This is a genomic window from Vibrio sp. C8, from assembly GCF_054051265.1.
In genome coordinates, this window is record NZ_JBPAOE010000006.1 from 102,967 (window position 1) to 119,746 (window position 16,780).

At 42.7% G+C, this 16,780-nt stretch carries 13 protein-coding genes; 6 read left to right on the forward strand and 7 right to left on the reverse strand.

Annotation, left to right across the window (positions count from 1 at the left end):
* Positions 1-32: 32 nt before the first annotated feature.
* The 3 genes from ACRQQK_RS04065 to pflA all read right to left on the reverse strand — a co-directional run bounded on the left by ACRQQK_RS04065 (position 33) and on the right by pflA (position 2,178).
* Entirely contained in the window at positions 33-533 is a 501-nt protein-coding gene (locus ACRQQK_RS04065; RefSeq protein ID WP_457510154.1) for a YfbU family protein, read from the reverse strand.
* Positions 534-657: 124 nt separating this feature from the next.
* Positions 658-1,323: an energy-coupling factor ABC transporter permease gene (locus tag ACRQQK_RS04070; RefSeq protein WP_457510155.1), complete on the reverse strand. Its 666-nt coding sequence runs from the start codon at positions 1,321-1,323 to the stop codon at positions 658-660.
* A 114-nt stretch (positions 1,324-1,437) separates the two neighbouring features.
* Positions 1,438-2,178, reverse strand: a complete 741-nt coding sequence (gene pflA, locus ACRQQK_RS04075; protein ID WP_457510172.1) for a pyruvate formate lyase 1-activating protein — start codon at positions 2,176-2,178, stop codon at positions 1,438-1,440.
* Between the two features lie 235 nt (positions 2,179-2,413).
* On the opposite strand from pflA, the gene ACRQQK_RS04080 reads away from it, so the two are divergent.
* Positions 2,414-4,294 (forward strand): methyl-accepting chemotaxis protein, encoded by a 1,881-nt coding sequence (locus ACRQQK_RS04080; protein ID WP_457510156.1) that lies wholly within the window; start codon positions 2,414-2,416, stop codon positions 4,292-4,294.
* 13 nt (positions 4,295-4,307) lie between these two features.
* On the opposite strand, the gene ACRQQK_RS04085 is transcribed toward ACRQQK_RS04080, so the two are convergent.
* From ACRQQK_RS04085 to ACRQQK_RS04095, 3 genes are all read right to left on the reverse strand, one after another.
* Positions 4,308-5,294: a lipid A deacylase LpxR family protein gene (locus ACRQQK_RS04085; RefSeq protein ID WP_457510157.1), complete on the reverse strand. Its 987-nt coding sequence runs from the start codon at positions 5,292-5,294 to the stop codon at positions 4,308-4,310.
* A gap of 188 nt (positions 5,295-5,482) precedes the next feature.
* On the reverse strand, positions 5,483-7,762 hold the full coding sequence (gene pflB / locus ACRQQK_RS04090; protein ID WP_457510158.1) for a formate C-acetyltransferase: 2,280 nt from the start codon (positions 7,760-7,762) through the stop codon (positions 5,483-5,485).
* A 322-nt stretch (positions 7,763-8,084) separates the two neighbouring features.
* Positions 8,085-9,632, reverse strand: a complete 1,548-nt coding sequence (locus tag ACRQQK_RS04095; protein WP_457510159.1) for a DUF3360 family protein — start codon at positions 9,630-9,632, stop codon at positions 8,085-8,087.
* A gap of 610 nt (positions 9,633-10,242) precedes the next feature.
* Here ACRQQK_RS04095 and ACRQQK_RS04100 point away from each other — a divergent pair.
* From ACRQQK_RS04100 to ACRQQK_RS04115, 4 genes are all read left to right on the forward strand, one after another.
* Positions 10,243-11,013 (forward strand): ABC transporter ATP-binding protein, encoded by a 771-nt coding sequence (locus ACRQQK_RS04100; protein WP_457510160.1) that lies wholly within the window; start codon positions 10,243-10,245, stop codon positions 11,011-11,013.
* 83 nt (positions 11,014-11,096) lie between these two features.
* Positions 11,097-11,873: an ABC transporter substrate-binding protein gene (locus ACRQQK_RS04105; RefSeq protein WP_457510161.1), complete on the forward strand. Its 777-nt coding sequence runs from the start codon at positions 11,097-11,099 to the stop codon at positions 11,871-11,873.
* A gap of 125 nt (positions 11,874-11,998) precedes the next feature.
* A complete protein-coding gene (locus ACRQQK_RS04110; RefSeq protein WP_457510162.1) occupies positions 11,999-12,730 on the forward strand; it encodes an ABC transporter permease in 732 nt (243 codons plus the stop codon).
* Positions 12,731-12,732: 2 nt separating this feature from the next.
* The gene (locus tag ACRQQK_RS04115) at positions 12,733-13,410 is read left to right on the forward strand and encodes an ABC transporter permease (protein WP_457510163.1); all 678 of its coding nucleotides are present in this window, start codon (positions 12,733-12,735) and stop codon (positions 13,408-13,410) included.
* Between the two features lie 92 nt (positions 13,411-13,502).
* Here ACRQQK_RS04115 and xthA read toward each other — a convergent pair whose 3' ends face one another.
* Positions 13,503-14,309 carry an exodeoxyribonuclease III gene (xthA, locus tag ACRQQK_RS04120; protein ID WP_457510164.1) on the reverse strand — a complete coding sequence of 269 codons (807 nt, stop codon included), beginning with the start codon at positions 14,307-14,309 and terminating at the stop codon, positions 13,503-13,505.
* Positions 14,310-14,562: 253 nt separating this feature from the next.
* On the opposite strand from xthA, the gene ACRQQK_RS04125 reads away from it, so the two are divergent.
* Positions 14,563-16,683, forward strand: a complete 2,121-nt coding sequence (locus tag ACRQQK_RS04125) for a methyl-accepting chemotaxis protein (RefSeq protein WP_457510165.1) — start codon at positions 14,563-14,565, stop codon at positions 16,681-16,683.
* Positions 16,684-16,780: the final 97 nt, after the last annotated feature.

The following is a 16,780-nucleotide window of genomic DNA, read 5'->3' on the forward strand; positions in this document are numbered from 1 at the left end:
CAACTAGATTTTTAACGATGGTGAGTTCTTTGCTATGCGTTAAAGATCTGACGCAATTCATTTGCAGACAAATGGTACTGACGAGGGCAATGACGCCATGTCGCCAGCATACGACGATATTTGTCAGCCATTGGCATCTGACTGTTGAAATGGTGATCACCTTTGTCAAACTGCGGATAAAGGCCTTCAGAATCGACTAGGAAGCGCACGTAGTTTACCAATTGACCTTCTGTAGCAATGTCGTAACCTAAGAAATTCAAACGACGTAAATCAACGTCTTTTTTTGCGTCTTCGTTAAGCATTTTGTGTGATTCTTGCATTGCGTGGTACATCTCCATGATGTCGATAACTTCACGACATTGGGCATCACTTAAACAGCCAAACTCTTTATTCAATTCACACATTTGAAGTTCATAACCGCGCTCTACAATTGTCTGCATACGCTTGTATTTTGCTGAATTTGAAGGGTCAAGCTGAGACATTAAAAAGTATTGGTTTGAAAGAATAAGACGTTGAGCGTTAGTCATTTCCATAGCTGGCCTCACTAAAAATTGATTATTTTTTTGCTGAAGTTAGGTTAACAGTAATGCATTAATCTGAAACATGATCTCAACACTGTTTTAATAGAGATAGTACATAAAACATGCAGAGGTATGACTATTTTTTGTGGTGATGATTGTAGATATAGTCCCGATCAGAGAACACTCGCAGCCATTCTGGCTTAAAGACGGAAAGTATCGCCAGAGCCATACCGTTAAGCAGCCCTTCTGGGAAGGCGAGTAGAGGCACAAAGATAAGATAGTTGTCCAGTATGGTTTTCCAATCGTGGTTGCCCAGATTGAGCTGATAACCCGCATTAATGGCGAGGTGCAGACTTCCGGTCAAACCACCGTTGAAAAAACCTGCGACAAAAATGAATACAAAAATGTTGCGTGGTAGATAGTGATAGCTCAATGAGAATACAACATAAGAGATCAGAATCGGAACTAAGCTGGAAAGTAATAAAAACTCCGGCAGAGCAAACAGCGCCAATTTCCCCACGGTGACCAGAGCAAAACTCACAGGAATGGTTAGCACGAAAGCACTTCTCCAACCATACATCATGGTCAGTGTTGTGAGTGCTAAGAAATGGATTTGGAGACCATCTTTGACACTAGCTTGCGCTGACCACAGTAATACAAGGGCAAACATTACGGCATAGGTAAGATGCTGAAAGGATTTTTCAGTTTTAAACTTTGGCAGGAAAGCGTGTTGTGCATCTTTGAGCGAGACGACGAAAAAGATAACCACGATAGCCAGTGCGACCAGTTCTTGTAACTGCAAAATTATCCCTCAATGTTAAGTTCATCCTGTTGAGCATTTATGGACTTTAGAACAGATATAAAAATGCCAACCTATTGAGGTTGGCATTTTTCACGATTAGTCACCGAGTTTGAATCAGTATTTTACGTTTGAGTGATATTGCTCAAGAATAGATACGATTCTATCCATGGTTTCCTTGCTAGGAGGCTCTACACCTTCAAGTGGGTACTCTTCTCCCATCGCTTCCCATTTATGGGCTCCAAGTTTGTGATATGGAAGCAGCTCTATCTTCTCAATGTTGTCCATATCTTTAATGAACTCACCCAGCTTATGAGCAGACTCATCATCATCGGTATACCCTGGGACAATCACGTAGCGTAACCAAGTCGGTTGCTTAATTTTATGTAGGTACTGAGCAAAATCGAGCGTACGCTTGTTGGAAACACCCACTAAATCTTGGTGGATGTCGTCGTTGATTTGTTTGATATCGAGCATCACAAGATCAGAGACTTCAAGAACTTCATCGATCACAGGCGTAAATTTACGGATGTAACCGTTGGTGTCGAGACAAGTGTGTATGCCTTCTGCTTTCGCCGCTCGGAAGAAGTCTCGCACAAATTCTGGCTGAAGCATGGCTTCACCACCAGAGCACGTAACACCTCCGCCAGAGGCATTCATAAAGTGACGGTAAGACTTAGCTTCGTTGATGATCTCTTCAACAGTAACTACCTTGCCTTCGTGCGTGTCCCAAGTGTCACGGTTGTGACAATATTTACAACGGAATAAGCAACCCTGAAGAAAAACGATGAAGCGAATTCCTGGGCCATCAACCGTACCGCAAGATTCGAATGAGTGAATTCGACCAGAAGTAGACATGTGCTGCTCTCGATTGTGTAATTTAGTCGTCATTTTATTACAAATAGTGTGGATTAAATAGGTTTTCCTTATCCCATTCAGAGTTGTAATAAATAGTTTAAAAAAAAATCGAAATTGCTGAAGATGGGTGTTATAAAAAAGATATTAGTAACAAAAATGTAAATGAAACATTACAACACTTTAGCCCGTAGTATCTTGAAGTTAAAGTCACAGGATGGTGACAAGGAAGATTAGCATGGATGTACTGAAATTATCTCAGAAGCAAAAAATCACACTTTTTATTATTGTTCTATGTATTGGCTTTGTTAGCCTTGGTCTTTATACCGCAATGAGCCTGTCAGGTATGGGTTCACAATATAAGCAAAGTTCGGACATTACGTCTGGGGCGTTAGCATTGCACTCAACCCAAGCAAATCTGCTTGCTTTGGCCTCCGAAAAAGAAAGTCTTACCGCAGATCAGGTTTCTCAAGCGAAGGACAAATTAAAAAGTTTGATGGAGCATGTGCAGGCAGACATCACTTTTCTACAACAATTGAATTTCAGTGAAGAGTCTCAGCAACTGCTACAAGTTACCTCACAGTTTGAACAGTCGCTTTTGCCTTGGATGGAGCTAAAGTCCGAATTGGGCTTCAATGTAGAAGAGGGAATATTGGGTGAGCTAAAACAACTAGCGACGACCATAGAAGCGAAAATTGCTGAAACAGGGATGGTCACTATCAACTCCGATTTCCAAGCTGTAGTCAAAGCGCAACAAAACTATCTTCTTCAGCCAAGTGAACAAAACCTAAAGTTGTTTAATCGTGCTATGGCAGGTTTTATAAACATGTCGAAAAGCTACTCAATGCTTTCTCTCTATGAAAAAGAAGTGGCGAATTTTAAAGAAACTTTTTTACGTGTCAGTGAGCTTTCGCAATTGGTTAACGATCAGCAAGCGCAATTGATTGCCAGTGAATCTCAAGCGAAAAGTTTAATTGAAAGTTTATCCAAACAGATTGAGAGCCTTAGTGAAACCTATCAGCAACAAGCGGAAAAAGCTGGCGTACAAACTCAATGGTCTGTGCTGGTGGCCTGTGCTGTTTTGGCGGTGATAACTATTTCGATTTTTGTCATGTTAAGTATCTCTTTGACTCGTTCACTATCACAAACCAAAGCGGTGATGGAACGTTTGTCGCAAGGTGATTTATCACAGCGCATGCCAATATCGAATAACCCAAATGATGAATTTAATCAGTTGGCAGTAGCGATTAACCAGAGTTGTAAACACTTAGGGGAGTTGGTTAAAGCTGTTCAGCAGCGAAGTGAAGCCTTATCAGGAGATGCAGCACAGCTAAACAACGGCATTGACGACCTTGTGAACGGGCAGTCTGATGTTTTGGGGCAAACTCAACTATTGGCTTCTGCTACTGAAGAAGTCAGTGTCACTACTCACGAAGTGTCTAATTCTCTGGCGTTTGTTTCTGATGTGAGTAAGTCATCGACAGAGGCAGCGGAAAATGGTGCGAAAGTCATTGCGGCCGCCATTGGTTCACTAGAGGATGTAGGTAAAATTCTAAGCTCTGCGACGACTAATATTCAGCAACTGGAAGAAGCTTCGACCAAAGTTGACTCAGTTATGGACATCATCAACAGCATTGCTGAGCAAACCAACTTGCTAGCGCTAAATGCGGCTATCGAGGCTGCGCGAGCAGGAGAGCAAGGACGTGGTTTTGCGGTTGTAGCAGATGAAGTCCGAAACTTGGCTGTCCGTACCGTAAATGCGGTTGCTGAAATCTCAGGTACGATTGATACGATGAAGAAAGAGAGTGCTGAGGTTATTCAGAAATTTGGTCAATCTGGGCAAACCATGCAAATTGGTCAGGAACGAGGCCATGAAGCGATGGAGGCTTTGGCTCAGATAACTAATAAAGCGGGAGAGGCGGCGCACCAAACAGAAATCATTGTCAGTTCCATCAAAGAATTGGCGACTACCAGTCAATCTATGGCCGATAATATGACGCAAATTTCTGTGGCAATGAAAGAGCTGGAAGATAACAACGAGCAGCTGCGTTCAATCAGCCGCGTCGTTGACCAACGCTCTTCAGAGCTAAACTCGGATTGCCAACGCTTTAGTATCTAACCCACAAATGCGATTAGAAAAACGCATAGAAGGATACACCGCCAGTACCGTGCAGAGATTTCTTATCTTGTTTGTATTCAGAGGTATTGGCGGTCGTCGTAAAAGTAAAACCGAAGTGGCGGCTGTACCAAGCCGCACCCGCTACCGCAGTCGCTTGCCAAGGTTCTAAAGTCACTTCGTAATAGCTTGCAGGGTGCTCCAAACCATCTAATGGTCGATTTCCCTCAAGCGTGATGTCATTAAAGCGATAACGCCCTTCGATACCACCGAATAGAAACCAACCGTAGTCAGACGCGCCAATCATTCCGGCCTTAAATGGGTTTTCTACTGATATTTGTGCACTACCAAAGTTGCCTGCCAGATCTTGTCCCCAACGAACCATAAATCCTGTTGCGGCGTCGCTGCGATAGTTACCAACGTTGACTTCAGAAATGGTGGAGATTTCGAAGTCTGTGCTCATGGTGAAACGACGGCGAATTAAATTGAAATGCGAAAGATAACCGACGCTGCCTACGACTTTATCTTCAACTTGATAAGCCCAACCATTGGGATCGTCAGACTTGGTAATGGAATGCACTACACGTTGTGCTTCTTCGGATAAGGCACTTTCACCAGTAGTACCAATTAGAAGGTTAAAGCGCTGTGCTTGTTGCGGGTGCAAACTGATGTAGCTAAACTCGCCATGCAACAAACCTGCATAAGGGCGTTCGTTAGGCTGTGGGGTATCAAGCGTGATATCTGAAGGTGTCCACATTTTGTGACCAACACTGATTTCCCATTTATCTAAACTGGCTGCGCCCCAAGCAGAAAGACTAAGCGGTTTTGACCACCAGTTTGGACGAATGGCGCTTGACGTGTAAGAGAGGAAAAGACCACTGGTGTAATCTTGGTCTATCCCGTAAATACCATCGTTATCAACGTTGAGAGTTACAGTCGATGTTTGAGCAGCAAGAGCGGAAAAACTGCATGTTAATAAAAGGAAAATTCGGGATACGGACATTTGATTACAACTCGAATACAACAGAATTGTGAGTTTAACTGATTGAAAACACTAAGACGAGTAAAGATAAAGGGTGGATTTAAGCAATTGAGTCATATTAGGTGTTTTTAACGCTTTGATAAAATTAATGAATAAATAAAAAGCCCCCGCAAATGCGAGGGCTTTTAGCTTGTTATTTAAGCTAAGTCTTACATAGACTCAGTAAATGTACGTGCGATAACGTCAGCTTGTTGTTCAGCAGTCAGAGAGTTGAAACGAACAGCATAACCCGAAACACGGATAGTTAGCTGAGGGTATTTCTCTGGGTGTTTAACAGCGTCAAGTAGAGTGTCGCGGTTAAGCACGTTAACGTTTAGGTGTTGGCCACCTTCTAGTTTGCCAGCTTCGTGGTGGAAGTAACCATCCATTAGACCTGCAAGGTTAGCACGTTGGCTTGCTTCTTCTTTACCTAATGCGTTAGGAACGATAGAGAAGGTGTAAGAGATACCATCTTGAGCGTCAGCAAACGGTAGTTTCGCTACTGAAGTCAATGATGCTACTGCACCTTTTTCGTCACGACCGTGCATTGGGTTTGCACCAGGTGCAAATGGAGTACCAGCACGACGACCGTCAGGAGTATTACCAGTCTTCTTACCGTATACCACGTTTGAAGTGATAGTAAGGATAGACTGAGTAGGAATCGCATTACGGTAAGTCTTAAGCTTACGGATTTTGTTCATAAATACAGAAACAAGTTCACAAGCGATGTCATCAACGCGAGGATCATTGTTACCGAATTTAGGGTAATCGCCTTCGATTTCAAAGTCGATTGCTAGGCCATCTTCGTCACGAATTGGCTTAACTTTCGCGAATTTGATTGCAGATAGAGAGTCAGCTGCAACAGATAGACCTGCGATACCACATGCCATAGTACGTACAACGTCACGATCATGTAGAGCCATTAGAGAAGCTTCGTAGCTGTACTTGTCATGCATGAAGTGGATAGAGTTCAATGCAGTCACGTATTGCTTAGCTAGCCAATCCATGAAGTGGTCCATCTTGTCCCACAATTCATTGTAGTCAAGATACTCACCAGCGATTTTGTCCATTTTTGGACCAACTTGGATTTTCAGTTTCTCATCGACACCGCCGTTGATGGTATAAAGCATCGTTTTAGCAAGGTTCGCACGAGCACCGAAGAACTGCATTTGTTTACCAACAACCATTGGTGATACACAACATGCAATTGCGTAATCGTCAGAGTTCATGTCTGGACGCATTAGGTCGTCGTTTTCGTACTGGATAGAAGAAGTATCGATAGATACTTTTGCACAGAAACGTTTGAAACCGTCTGGTAGCGCTTCAGACCAAAGAACCGTGATGTTTGGCTCTGGAGAAGGACCCATTGTGTATAGGCTGTTTAGGAAACGGAAGTTAGAACGCGTAACTAGCGTACGACCGTCAAGACCCATACCACCCATTGATTCTGTTGCCCAAATTGGGTCGCCAGAGAATAGCTCATCGTACTCAGGAGTACGTAGGAAACGAACCATACGTAGTTTCATTACGAAGTGGTCGATCATTTCTTGAGCTTGAGCTTCAGTGATCTTACCTGCAGCGATATCACGCTCGATGTACACGTCTAGGAACGTAGAAGTACGACCTAGAGACATTGCAGCACCGTTTTGAGACTTAACAGCAGCTAGGTAGCCGAAGTAAGTCCATTGGATTGCTTCTTGAGCAGTTTCAGCTGGACGAGAAATATCACAACCGTATTTCGCAGCCATTTTTTTGATTTGGCCAAGAGCGCGGTGTTGCTCAGCAATTTCTTCACGAAGTTGCATAGTCATGTGAAGATCTTCACCGTTCTCAAAACGCTCTTGTAGAGACGTGAATTGAGCCAGTTTGTCCTTCATTAGGTAGTCGATACCGTAAAGTGCAACACGACGGTAGTCACCGATGATACGACCACGGCCGTATGCGTCAGGAAGACCTGTTAGTACACCAGATTTACGACATGCAAGGATGTCTGGAGTGTAGATATCGAAAACACCCGCGTTGTGTGTTTTGCGGTATTCGGTGTAGATTTTAGAAACCATAGGATCAAGTTCACGATCGTATGCTTTGCATGAACCTTCAACCATACGGATGCCACCGTTAGGAATGATTGCACGCTTAAGTGGAGCGTCAGTTTGAAGACCAACGATAGTTTCTAGATCTTTGTCGATGTAGCCTGCATCGTGAGCAGTGATGGTAGAGATAACAGAAGTGTCGAAATCTACAGGAGCATGAGTAGCGTTCTCCTGTTTGATACCTTCCATTACTTTAGCCCAAAGCGCGTTGGTCGCTTCAGTTCCCTCAGAAACTAGGAAAGATTCGTCACCCTCGTACGGAGTGTAGTTCTTTTGAATGAAATCACGAACGTTTACTTCATTTTGCCACTCACCTGCAGCAAAACCTTCCCAAGCTTTAGCAAATTGCTCTGCCATGACATACCTACCTTTTTAGTAGAAAAAACACGCACTGTTTCGCCGTTGAGCCAGCTATCTCTTTAGTTAAAGAGAGGCAGTACACTCTATATTTAATAACAATATATATAGTTCATAATCTCAGATTAATACTATAGATATTGTTACTCGTTCTTACTGTCAAATGTCCGTTTGATGAAATTACATTACACTAAAAAAAAATTGCAAAACTTAAACTAAATCAATAAAAGTTGAATAAAACAAAAAAAAGTTGAAAAGATAATCAGATAATAAAAAGAGGGTAGCGCTTTGCGCTACCCGTTTAGTATTTAATCTTTTTAACTTAAAGCCAAGCTTTTAGACCGTATTGCGCTTCAAGCATACCAACTGCAAGCATAGCAACAAGACAGATAATAAACACGGTTACAGGGATAACAATTTTATCCATGAAAGACAAGCGTGCTGCACGTTCTTTGTCGCCGATTAGACCGTTGTTGTCCAGGAACATGGTTAGAGCCCACGCCAATACAGGGTTTGCTACGATAGAAGCAAAGATACAGATACCAGCCGCCTGTGAGTCTTTAGTATCGCGAACCATTTGCATACCCGCTTCTAGTAGAGGTAGAGATACACCTACTAGTAGAGCAACACGCATTACTGGTGGCCATACTGCAACGTCCATTGGGAAACCAAGTACAGCAACAGTCATTACTATCAAACCAAGCAGAATTGCACCTGCAGGAATCGGACGTTTAGCGATAGCTGCTGGGATCATGTACGTACCCCAAGATGAAGTAATGTTACCGCCACCAACCGCTGTACCTACCATTTGACGGAATGAACACATAGTCATAGTGTCATCTACGTCCATCAGTACTTTTTCAGTTCCTTTAGGGTAGTTCATCTCTTGGAAAATACGGTGACCAAGGAAATCTGGAGACCACATTGCTACTGCAAGAATTGCGAACGGTAGAGATGCGATGAAGTGTTCCATGTTAGGAAGACCTAACATCCAACCTTCTTCAGTACTGCCCCACCAGTAAACAGGGTTAAGGTTTGGAAGCCCCATTTCTGTTTCGAATTTAATATCGAAACCAGCGCCAAATAACAATGCGATAGCTAGACCAGTAAACGCACACACAGGGATTGCAAGCCAGCGTTTATTGATTTTAGCTAGGTAAGCGTAGATAGCGACGGTTACACCGAGGACAACTAAGCCTACGTAACCCATACTTCCAGCTGCTACATCTGCCGATTGTAAACTCACAGCCCAAGATTGGATGGAGTTAATCTGACTGATTGTACCCGTTAAACCTAAGAAGATAAGTAAACCACCCGCGGTGCCTTCAGAAGTAAGGTTAACAAGCTTAGAGCCGCCTTTGAAAAAGCTAAGTAGCAAACCAAAGACACCGATAAGCAATGCTAATGCAAGAGGGTGAGCACCAGCTAGAGCGATAGTACCGATAAGTGGAATCATCGGACCGTGGTTACCTGCTAAGTTTGCTTTAGGGTTAAATACACCAGAAGCAAGCACACAGAATAAGAGTGCAGGAATCAACATTTCCACACGAGCAACTTCGATGGCGAACTCTTTCGTTAGATGAACGTGATCCCAAGCTTGTGTCAGACCTTCCGCCCAAGACATCATAACTGCAGAGTACATCGCGATAATGCCGATAGTACCTGCAAGAGCAGGAACGAAATCTTCAAGCTCAAAACGGAAATCGCGACCTGGCAAGTTTAAACCAAAGCGGCGAGGCTTCATGATTTGTAGTTCATGATCTAAGTAATCTGAACGGCTGTCGAACTCAGACGCTGGACGATGAAGCTCACTGTAGCTCTTAGTCTCGATATCTGAATCAGAATGCGCTTTATTCACTGCTTCTGACATAGATTCCTCATTGTATAAAGTTATTAATTCTGAAATGAATTCTGCTTAAGTGTCCGCAATAGCGAAAGTTTCGGCTGAATATGTAACACGTTTCTATTGTGCTTTATAGCATAGCTAACGTAATAATAATGGGCATTAGAATCGCCTTATAATTGCTGGCGAGTTTAACGTGCTAACCCTTTATAGTGATTGATCTTGATCACTTTAGTTTAGGAAATGAAAGAAAACTACATCGTAGTAATGAAATCAGTCAGATAGGGGATTTTTTAGTTGAAATTTATTTTCAAAGTGTGAGGTTTATTACCCTTTTTTAACTTGCCAAAACGTGAAAACCTATATGTGGTGGTTATGTTTCAAAGTTTGCTATATGTCTTGCTTTTAGCATTTTTGTTAAATTGGCTTGGTTGTGTTAGATAGGTTCAGAGTGTTTTAATATGCGACCTTTGAAGAAGAAATAGCCAATTTATGAATTAATACTCACATAAAATAATTAAATATTTCATTTTTGCAGGTTAATAATTTGTTGCATGTTATGGCGTCGAGTGATACTTTGTAGCGAAATTGAGCTGGAATGCTCTGCAGTGTCATAAAATACAGGGAGTTAAAGCGCATGAATGAAGTACCAGCGCTCGATATAAAACAACTGCACAAAACATTTGGCCAGAATGAAGTTCTGAAAGGTATCTCACTTCAAGCACATAAAGGGGATGTTATCTCTATTATTGGCTCTTCTGGTTCTGGCAAAAGTACCTTTCTACGTTGTATCAATTTACTCGAAACACCGACAGATGGTGAAATATGGGTCAATGGTGAATTGATTCAAATGAAAAAAAACCGTCAAGGTATCTCTCTTCCTGCTAATGAAAAACAAGTGCAGCGCATCCGTTCACGCTTAGCTATGGTTTTTCAAGGATTCAACCTCTGGTCACACATGACAGTGCTGGAAAACGTAATTGAAGCACCCGTTCACGTTCTTGGTGTTCCTAAAGCCCAAGCGATTGAAAATGCAGAGCTGCTTTTAAAGAAAGTAGGTCTCTACGAACGAAAAGATTATTATCCGGGACATCTCTCCGGAGGTCAGCAACAACGTGCGGCAATTGCAAGAGCGCTCGCTGTTGAGCCTGAAGTCTTACTATTTGATGAGCCGACGTCTGCGCTTGACCCTGAATTAGTGGGAGAAGTGCTGGGAGTTATGCGTTCATTAGCCGAAGAAGGACGAACCATGTTAGTGGTAACTCATGAAATGGCTTTCGCACGTGACGTTTCTAACCATATGTTGTTTTTGCATCAAGGATTGGTGGAAGAACAAGGCGATCCTAAAAAGCTGTTTAGTAATCCGGATTCAGAACGTCTCAAGCAGTTTATCTCTTCAATTTATTAAATTCTTTCAGCCTTTCGATTCATTAAAGATAGGTTGATAAAACTAAAGTAAAAATAAAACACAACAATCACAGGAGTATGGAAATGAAAAAGTGGTTATTAGTTGCGGCGATAGCTGCTACAGCTGCGACCGGTGTTGCCCAAGCGAAAGAGTGGAAAACTGTACGCTTTGGTATTGAAGGTGCTTACCCTCCGTTTAGCTGGACAGAATCAGATGGTTCTCTGAAAGGCTTTGACGTTGATATGGCAAACGCGCTTTGTAAAGAGATGGCAGTAAAATGCCAAATTGTTGCTCAAGATTGGGATGGTATTATTCCTTCTCTACTTGCTCGTAAGTACGACGCGATCATTGCAGCGATGTCTATCACTGAAGAGCGCAAGAAGAAAGTCGATTTCACCAGCAAATACGCACTGATTCCTAACAAATTTATCGCTAAGAAAGGCGCGGGTTTAGATTTTTCTAAAGAAGGCCTTAAAGGCGTTAAAATTGGTGTGCAACGTGCAACGACTCATGACAAGTATTTAACGGACAACTACGGTGACTCTGTAGAAATCGTTCGTTACGGCTCGTTCGATGAAGCCTATCTTGACCTTGCAAATGGTCGTATTGTTTCTGTTCTAGGTGACGCGTCTGCACTAGAAGATGGCGTACTAAACAAACCGGGTGGCGAAGGCTACGAGTTTGTTGGTCCATCATTGACAGACCCTAAATGGTTTGGTGACGGTTTCGGCATTGCAACTCGTAAACAAGATAAAGACCTGACTGAAAAGTTGAATGGCGCTATCGCTTCACTTCGTGAAAAAGGCGTTTATCAACAAATCGCTGCCAAATACTTCAAGTACGACGTATACGGCGATTAATAAGCCTCAAATGTCTCTGTCGTGCTGAACGGCAGAGACGTAACAATAATAAAGGCATTCTTGGTTGTTGGTTCCTAGTTCGTAGCAGTACCCAGCAGCCAAGCTTTAAGGACTAGGAAGTTTTTATGCTGGATCTACAGGGATATGAAGCCTCTATTGCAAAGGGGGCTGTACTCACCATTGAAGTTGCAATACTTTCACTATTGTTAGCCGTTGTGCTTGGTATGTTAGGCGCACTGGCTAAGCTGTCTCCTTATGCTTGGGCTAAGGGCATCGCGACTCTTTACACCACCATCATTCGCGGCATTCCAGACCTTGTTCTGATGATGTTGATTTTCTTCGGTGGTCAAATCTTACTTAATAACAGTCTTTATTCGATCAATGAATCTCTCAATAACTGGCTTGGTACTGCCGATGAATGGGTTCAGTATGTGCCAGATTATATCGATGTGAGCCCATTTATTGCTGGTGTATTAACGATTGGATTTATCTTTGGTGCTTACATGGCTGAGACCTTTCGCGGCGCAATAATGGCGGTGGATAAAGGCGAAATGGAAGCAGCCAAAGCTTATGGCATGAGCGCCGTATTGTCGTTCAGACGCATTCTGTTACCGCAAATGATTCGTCACGCGCTACCGGGGTTTGGTAACAACTGGTTGGTATTACTTAAAACAACGGCATTGGTATCTATCATCGGCTTAGAAGACATGGTTCGTATGAGTTCACTTGCTGCAGGTTCGACCAAGATGCCATTTACTTTCTACATGACGGTTGCGGTCATATTCCTTCTGTTCACTAGCATTTCGACCGGCCTGCTTAAGTTAGTTGAGCGCAAATTTAGTATTCATACGAGGTAAATATGGACTTTTCACTGATTATTGAAAGCCTTCCAATTTACTTTCAAGGCTTATGGACAACAGTATGGTTAGTGTCTTTATCTCTGATCATCGGCATATGCATTGCGATTCCTTTAGCTATCGCACGTAACAGTAAAAACTATGCGCTCAATTTACCTTCTTGGGGCTACATCTATTTCTTCCGCGGTACGCCACTACTGGTTCAGTTGTATTTGATTTACTACGGTATGGATCAGTTCTTCCCTGTTAAAGACACACTTTGGGAAAATGCTTGGTTCTGTGCGTTAGTAGCGTTCATCCTCAATACTTCAGCTTACACTGCAGAGATTGTGCGTGGTGCAATTAATGGCCTGCCAAAAGGAGAAGTAGAAGCGGCGAAAGCCTATGGTATGAGCGTATTCCAAACTTATCGTCGTATTATTCTGCCAAGTGCACTTCGTCGTGCATTACCTGCTTACAGTAACGAAGTGATTTTTATGATTCACGGCAGTGCAGTGGCTGGTATCGTTACCATTATGGATTTAACAGGTGCAGCCCGTTTGGTGAACTCACGCTATTACGCTCCATTTGAATCATTCTTAACGGCGGGTCTGTTCTACATGAGCCTAACCTTCATTGTACTTTGGTGTTTTAAAGGTGCTGAAAAACGTTTCTTGCGCTATATGCGCCCACTTAGCTAACGATTAATAGAAGCAGAAAGTTTAGGAATGAAACAGACAAAGCCCCAGAATTGGGGCTTTGTCATTATTAGTGCGATATTAAATCGGGATAACTACTTGAATACCGTCCAGATAGGTGCGTGGTCAGAAGGTTTGTCGATGCCGCGAAGTTCGTAGTCGATATCCGCTTCAACGCATTTTTGAGCGAGAGATGGTGTAGCCAAAATGACATCAATACGCAGGCCTCGGTTGTCGTCAAAGCCACGAGAACGGTAATCAAACCACGAGAACTTATCATTAACGCTTGGGTGAAGTTTGCGGAATGTGTCTTCGAAGCCCCAATCGGTCAGTGTTTTTAGCCACTCGCGTTCTTCAGGTTGGAATGAACATTTGCCTGTTTTTAGCCAACGTTTTCGGTTTACTTCGCCAATACCGATATCTGAATCGATAGGGCTGATGTTGATGTCGCCCATAACAATCAGTTGTTCATCATTAGTGTGGTGCTCAGTTAAATACAGCATTAAATCTTTATAAAACTGGCGCTTGTATGGGTACTTAACTTCATGGTCAACGTTATCGCCTTGTGGGAAGTAACCGTTAAGAACAGTAACCTTTTCGCCGTTATCATCCAAGATTGTAGCCATAATCATACGTTTTTGATGATCTTCGTTGTCGGTAGGAAAGCCTTTCTTAACTTCAATCGGTTCTTGCTTGCACAGCATAGCTACGCCGTAGTGTGCTTTTTGCCCATGAAAATAGACGTGATAGCCCATGGCTTCGACATCTTCGATAGGGAAGGCTTCATCATGAACTTTGATTTCTTGTAAGCCGATAACATCAGGCTGATGCTTATCAATCAGAGCTTTGAGTTGGTGAAGTCTTGCTCGTAACCCATTGATGTTAAAGCTAATAACTTTCATTGGTTAGTCCTTGAAATTTTATGTTTATTAAGCCGTTACCAATTGAATTGATTACATAAATAGGTAACAACGAACGAGTGTGATGGTACCACTTAGCTTGAACAGAACAAACTGACGAACTCGCTCAAACTGATTGTGTCAGAAAATGGTGGGTTTTGTGTCAGATTTGTATTGATATATCGATAGATTGTGGTCTAATTTCGAGTTATCTCATTCGATTATATGAGTTTAAACGCTAGCATAAGGATGTTGTATGCGAACACTATCAGTTCAGTGGAAAATTACACTGTTGGCAGGTTTTTGCCTGCTCGTAACCTCGTTATCTCTTATCGGGTTCTCGGTTTACAATGCTGTGACTAATCAGCAGGTCATTAAAAATCAGAGCGCTGAATCCGTTATCAACAAGTCTCAACAGTTGCTTAAAACTCGCGCACAGCTAAATTCAACTGAAATATCGGAATATCTCAGTGAAGCGATTTATCGTGCAGAAATGCTATCTTCAACGGCTTTATTCCTAAAGAAAAACTCGGAAGACAATTTCGGTGAAAGTGAAGCACTACGCACAGCGCTAAATGAAATGGTTCGTAAATCTGTACTAGACTTCCCAACTATCGAAGGTGCTTATCTGGTATTCAAACCTAATGCTCTCGATTCTGAAGACAGTAACTATGTGAATGCCGATTATGTTGGTTCTAACGATATCGGACGTTTTGCTCCATATTGGCGAGCAGCCGATGAAGGCCAGAATGCAGTGAATGAAGTTCTGACGGAGAAACAACTGTCAGATAACGAAAATAGCGAGCGTTTTGCCTGCCCGATTAATGACGGAAACGCTTGTGTAACTTCACCACGATTAATTAGCCAAGGAACAGAGCAGTTTTTGGCAACTTCTCTATCAGTTCCCATTATCGTCGATGAGGAAGTGATTGGCTTTTACGGAATCGACTTAAAATTAGATCCTTTGTTGGTTGTTGCGAAAGACTCTGATAGCAGCTTATTTAATGGTGAAGGTAAGATTTTCATTATTAGTTTGGATGGAACTCTTATCGCCAGCGATGATCAAGCTCTGACTATTGGAGAACCGTTTGGCGGCTCAAGCGTTTCTAAAGACAAGGTTTCAAGCCTGTTATCTGGTAAGAAAGTCGAATCATTGTGGAGTGAAGATGGACAATGGATGACGGTGTTTGCACCGATTACCGTTGCTAATCAAACTTGGGGCGTGATATTCGAGATGCCCCGTAGCAGTGTTCTTAAAGATGCAGACGAACTCGATAGCGTTATTACCGCGCAGGTAGAAAGTGGCGTAAAAGTAGAGCTGCTAGCTGGGTTATTGTTTGCTGTTCTAGGGTTAACGGTGATTGCTTATACAGCGTCACGCATAGTAAAGCCTATTCGAGAAGTAGTAGTGCGTTTGAATGACATTGCTGATGGTGAAGGAGATTTAACTCAGCGTTTAGATGTTCAATCGCAAGATGAAATCGGTCAGCTGGCTCATGGATTCAATAAATTCCTCGACAAACTGCAATCAACTATCAGGCAAGTGATTGAAACAACTCATTCAGTTGCGGATACCACTGAGCAGGCGAAAATCACGGCTGGAGAGACAAGGCGTAGTAGTGAAGCGCAGTTTAAAGAAGTTGACCTTGTTGCGACCGCTTCTGAAGAGATGACACAAACAGCGAGCTTAGTTGTTCACAACGCAGAAAATGCAGTACACGCCGCAGAACAAGCGAATGAGTCAGCTCGTATCGGCCAAGAAGTGATTAAAACTTCGGAAGCTGAGATGCTCAACTTGGTTAATACCATGAACCGAGCGGTGCCTATTGTTGAAGAGCTTGCGCGCAACAACGTCAATATCACTGATATTCTTGAAGTGATAGAAGGCATTTCAGAACAGACGAACTTACTCGCACTCAATGCTGCAATTGAAGCGGCTCGAGCAGGAGAGCAAGGAAGAGGCTTTGCAGTGGTTGCAGATGAAGTTCGCAACCTTGCTAGTCGCACACAGGCGTCGGTTGGTGAAATCCGAACGGTGATCGAGAAAGTTGAAAAAGGTACCAGTGATGTGGTGAACGCTATCCAAGAAGGTAACAGTTTGGCGAATGGAACGGCGTCGCATGTGCAGCAAGCGGTAACTGAGCTAAACAAAATTTTTGATGCCATCTCAGCAATCAATGATATGAATTCTCAGATTGTGAAAGCCGCAGAAGAACAACAAACAGTGTCTGCTGAAGTGAATCAAAACGTAGCAAATATTCGGGATTTGAGTGCTCAGATACTAGAGCAGGCTGGGGAATCTGAAGCTGTAGGTGCAGAAATTAGCTCGCTCTCAAAACAGCAGCAAGCACTGGTGAATCAATTTAAAGTAAATTAATTTGGTATAACTGATGGATTTGACCCGTCCTGATATGGGTTGACACATTTTAGTTAAAACGCTCGGTGTACTTCATCGGGCGTTTTGTATTTTAAGG

Excerpts from the sequence above, each read along its gene's own strand:
- ACRQQK_RS04065 (WP_457510154.1), bottom strand. The coding sequence starts at position 533 with ATGGAAATGACTAACGCTCAACGTCTTATTCTTTCAAACCAATACTTT.
- pflA (WP_457510172.1), bottom strand. The coding sequence starts at position 2,178 with ATGTCTACTTCTGGTCGAATTCACTCATTCGAATCTTGCGGTACGGTT.
- ACRQQK_RS04080 (WP_457510156.1), top strand. The coding sequence starts at position 2,414 with ATGGATGTACTGAAATTATCTCAGAAGCAAAAAATCACACTTTTTATT.
- ACRQQK_RS04085 (WP_457510157.1), bottom strand. The coding sequence starts at position 5,294 with ATGTCCGTATCCCGAATTTTCCTTTTATTAACATGCAGTTTTTCCGCT.
- pflB (WP_457510158.1), bottom strand. The coding sequence starts at position 7,762 with ATGGCAGAGCAATTTGCTAAAGCTTGGGAAGGTTTTGCTGCAGGTGAG.
- ACRQQK_RS04095 (WP_457510159.1), bottom strand. The coding sequence starts at position 9,632 with ATGTCAGAAGCAGTGAATAAAGCGCATTCTGATTCAGATATCGAGACT.
- ACRQQK_RS04100 (WP_457510160.1), top strand. The coding sequence starts at position 10,243 with ATGAATGAAGTACCAGCGCTCGATATAAAACAACTGCACAAAACATTT.
- ACRQQK_RS04105 (WP_457510161.1), top strand. The coding sequence starts at position 11,097 with ATGAAAAAGTGGTTATTAGTTGCGGCGATAGCTGCTACAGCTGCGACC.
- ACRQQK_RS04110 (WP_457510162.1), top strand. The coding sequence starts at position 11,999 with ATGCTGGATCTACAGGGATATGAAGCCTCTATTGCAAAGGGGGCTGTA.
- ACRQQK_RS04115 (WP_457510163.1), top strand. The coding sequence starts at position 12,733 with ATGGACTTTTCACTGATTATTGAAAGCCTTCCAATTTACTTTCAAGGC.
- xthA (WP_457510164.1), bottom strand. The coding sequence starts at position 14,309 with ATGAAAGTTATTAGCTTTAACATCAATGGGTTACGAGCAAGACTTCAC.
- ACRQQK_RS04125 (WP_457510165.1), top strand. The coding sequence starts at position 14,563 with ATGCGAACACTATCAGTTCAGTGGAAAATTACACTGTTGGCAGGTTTT.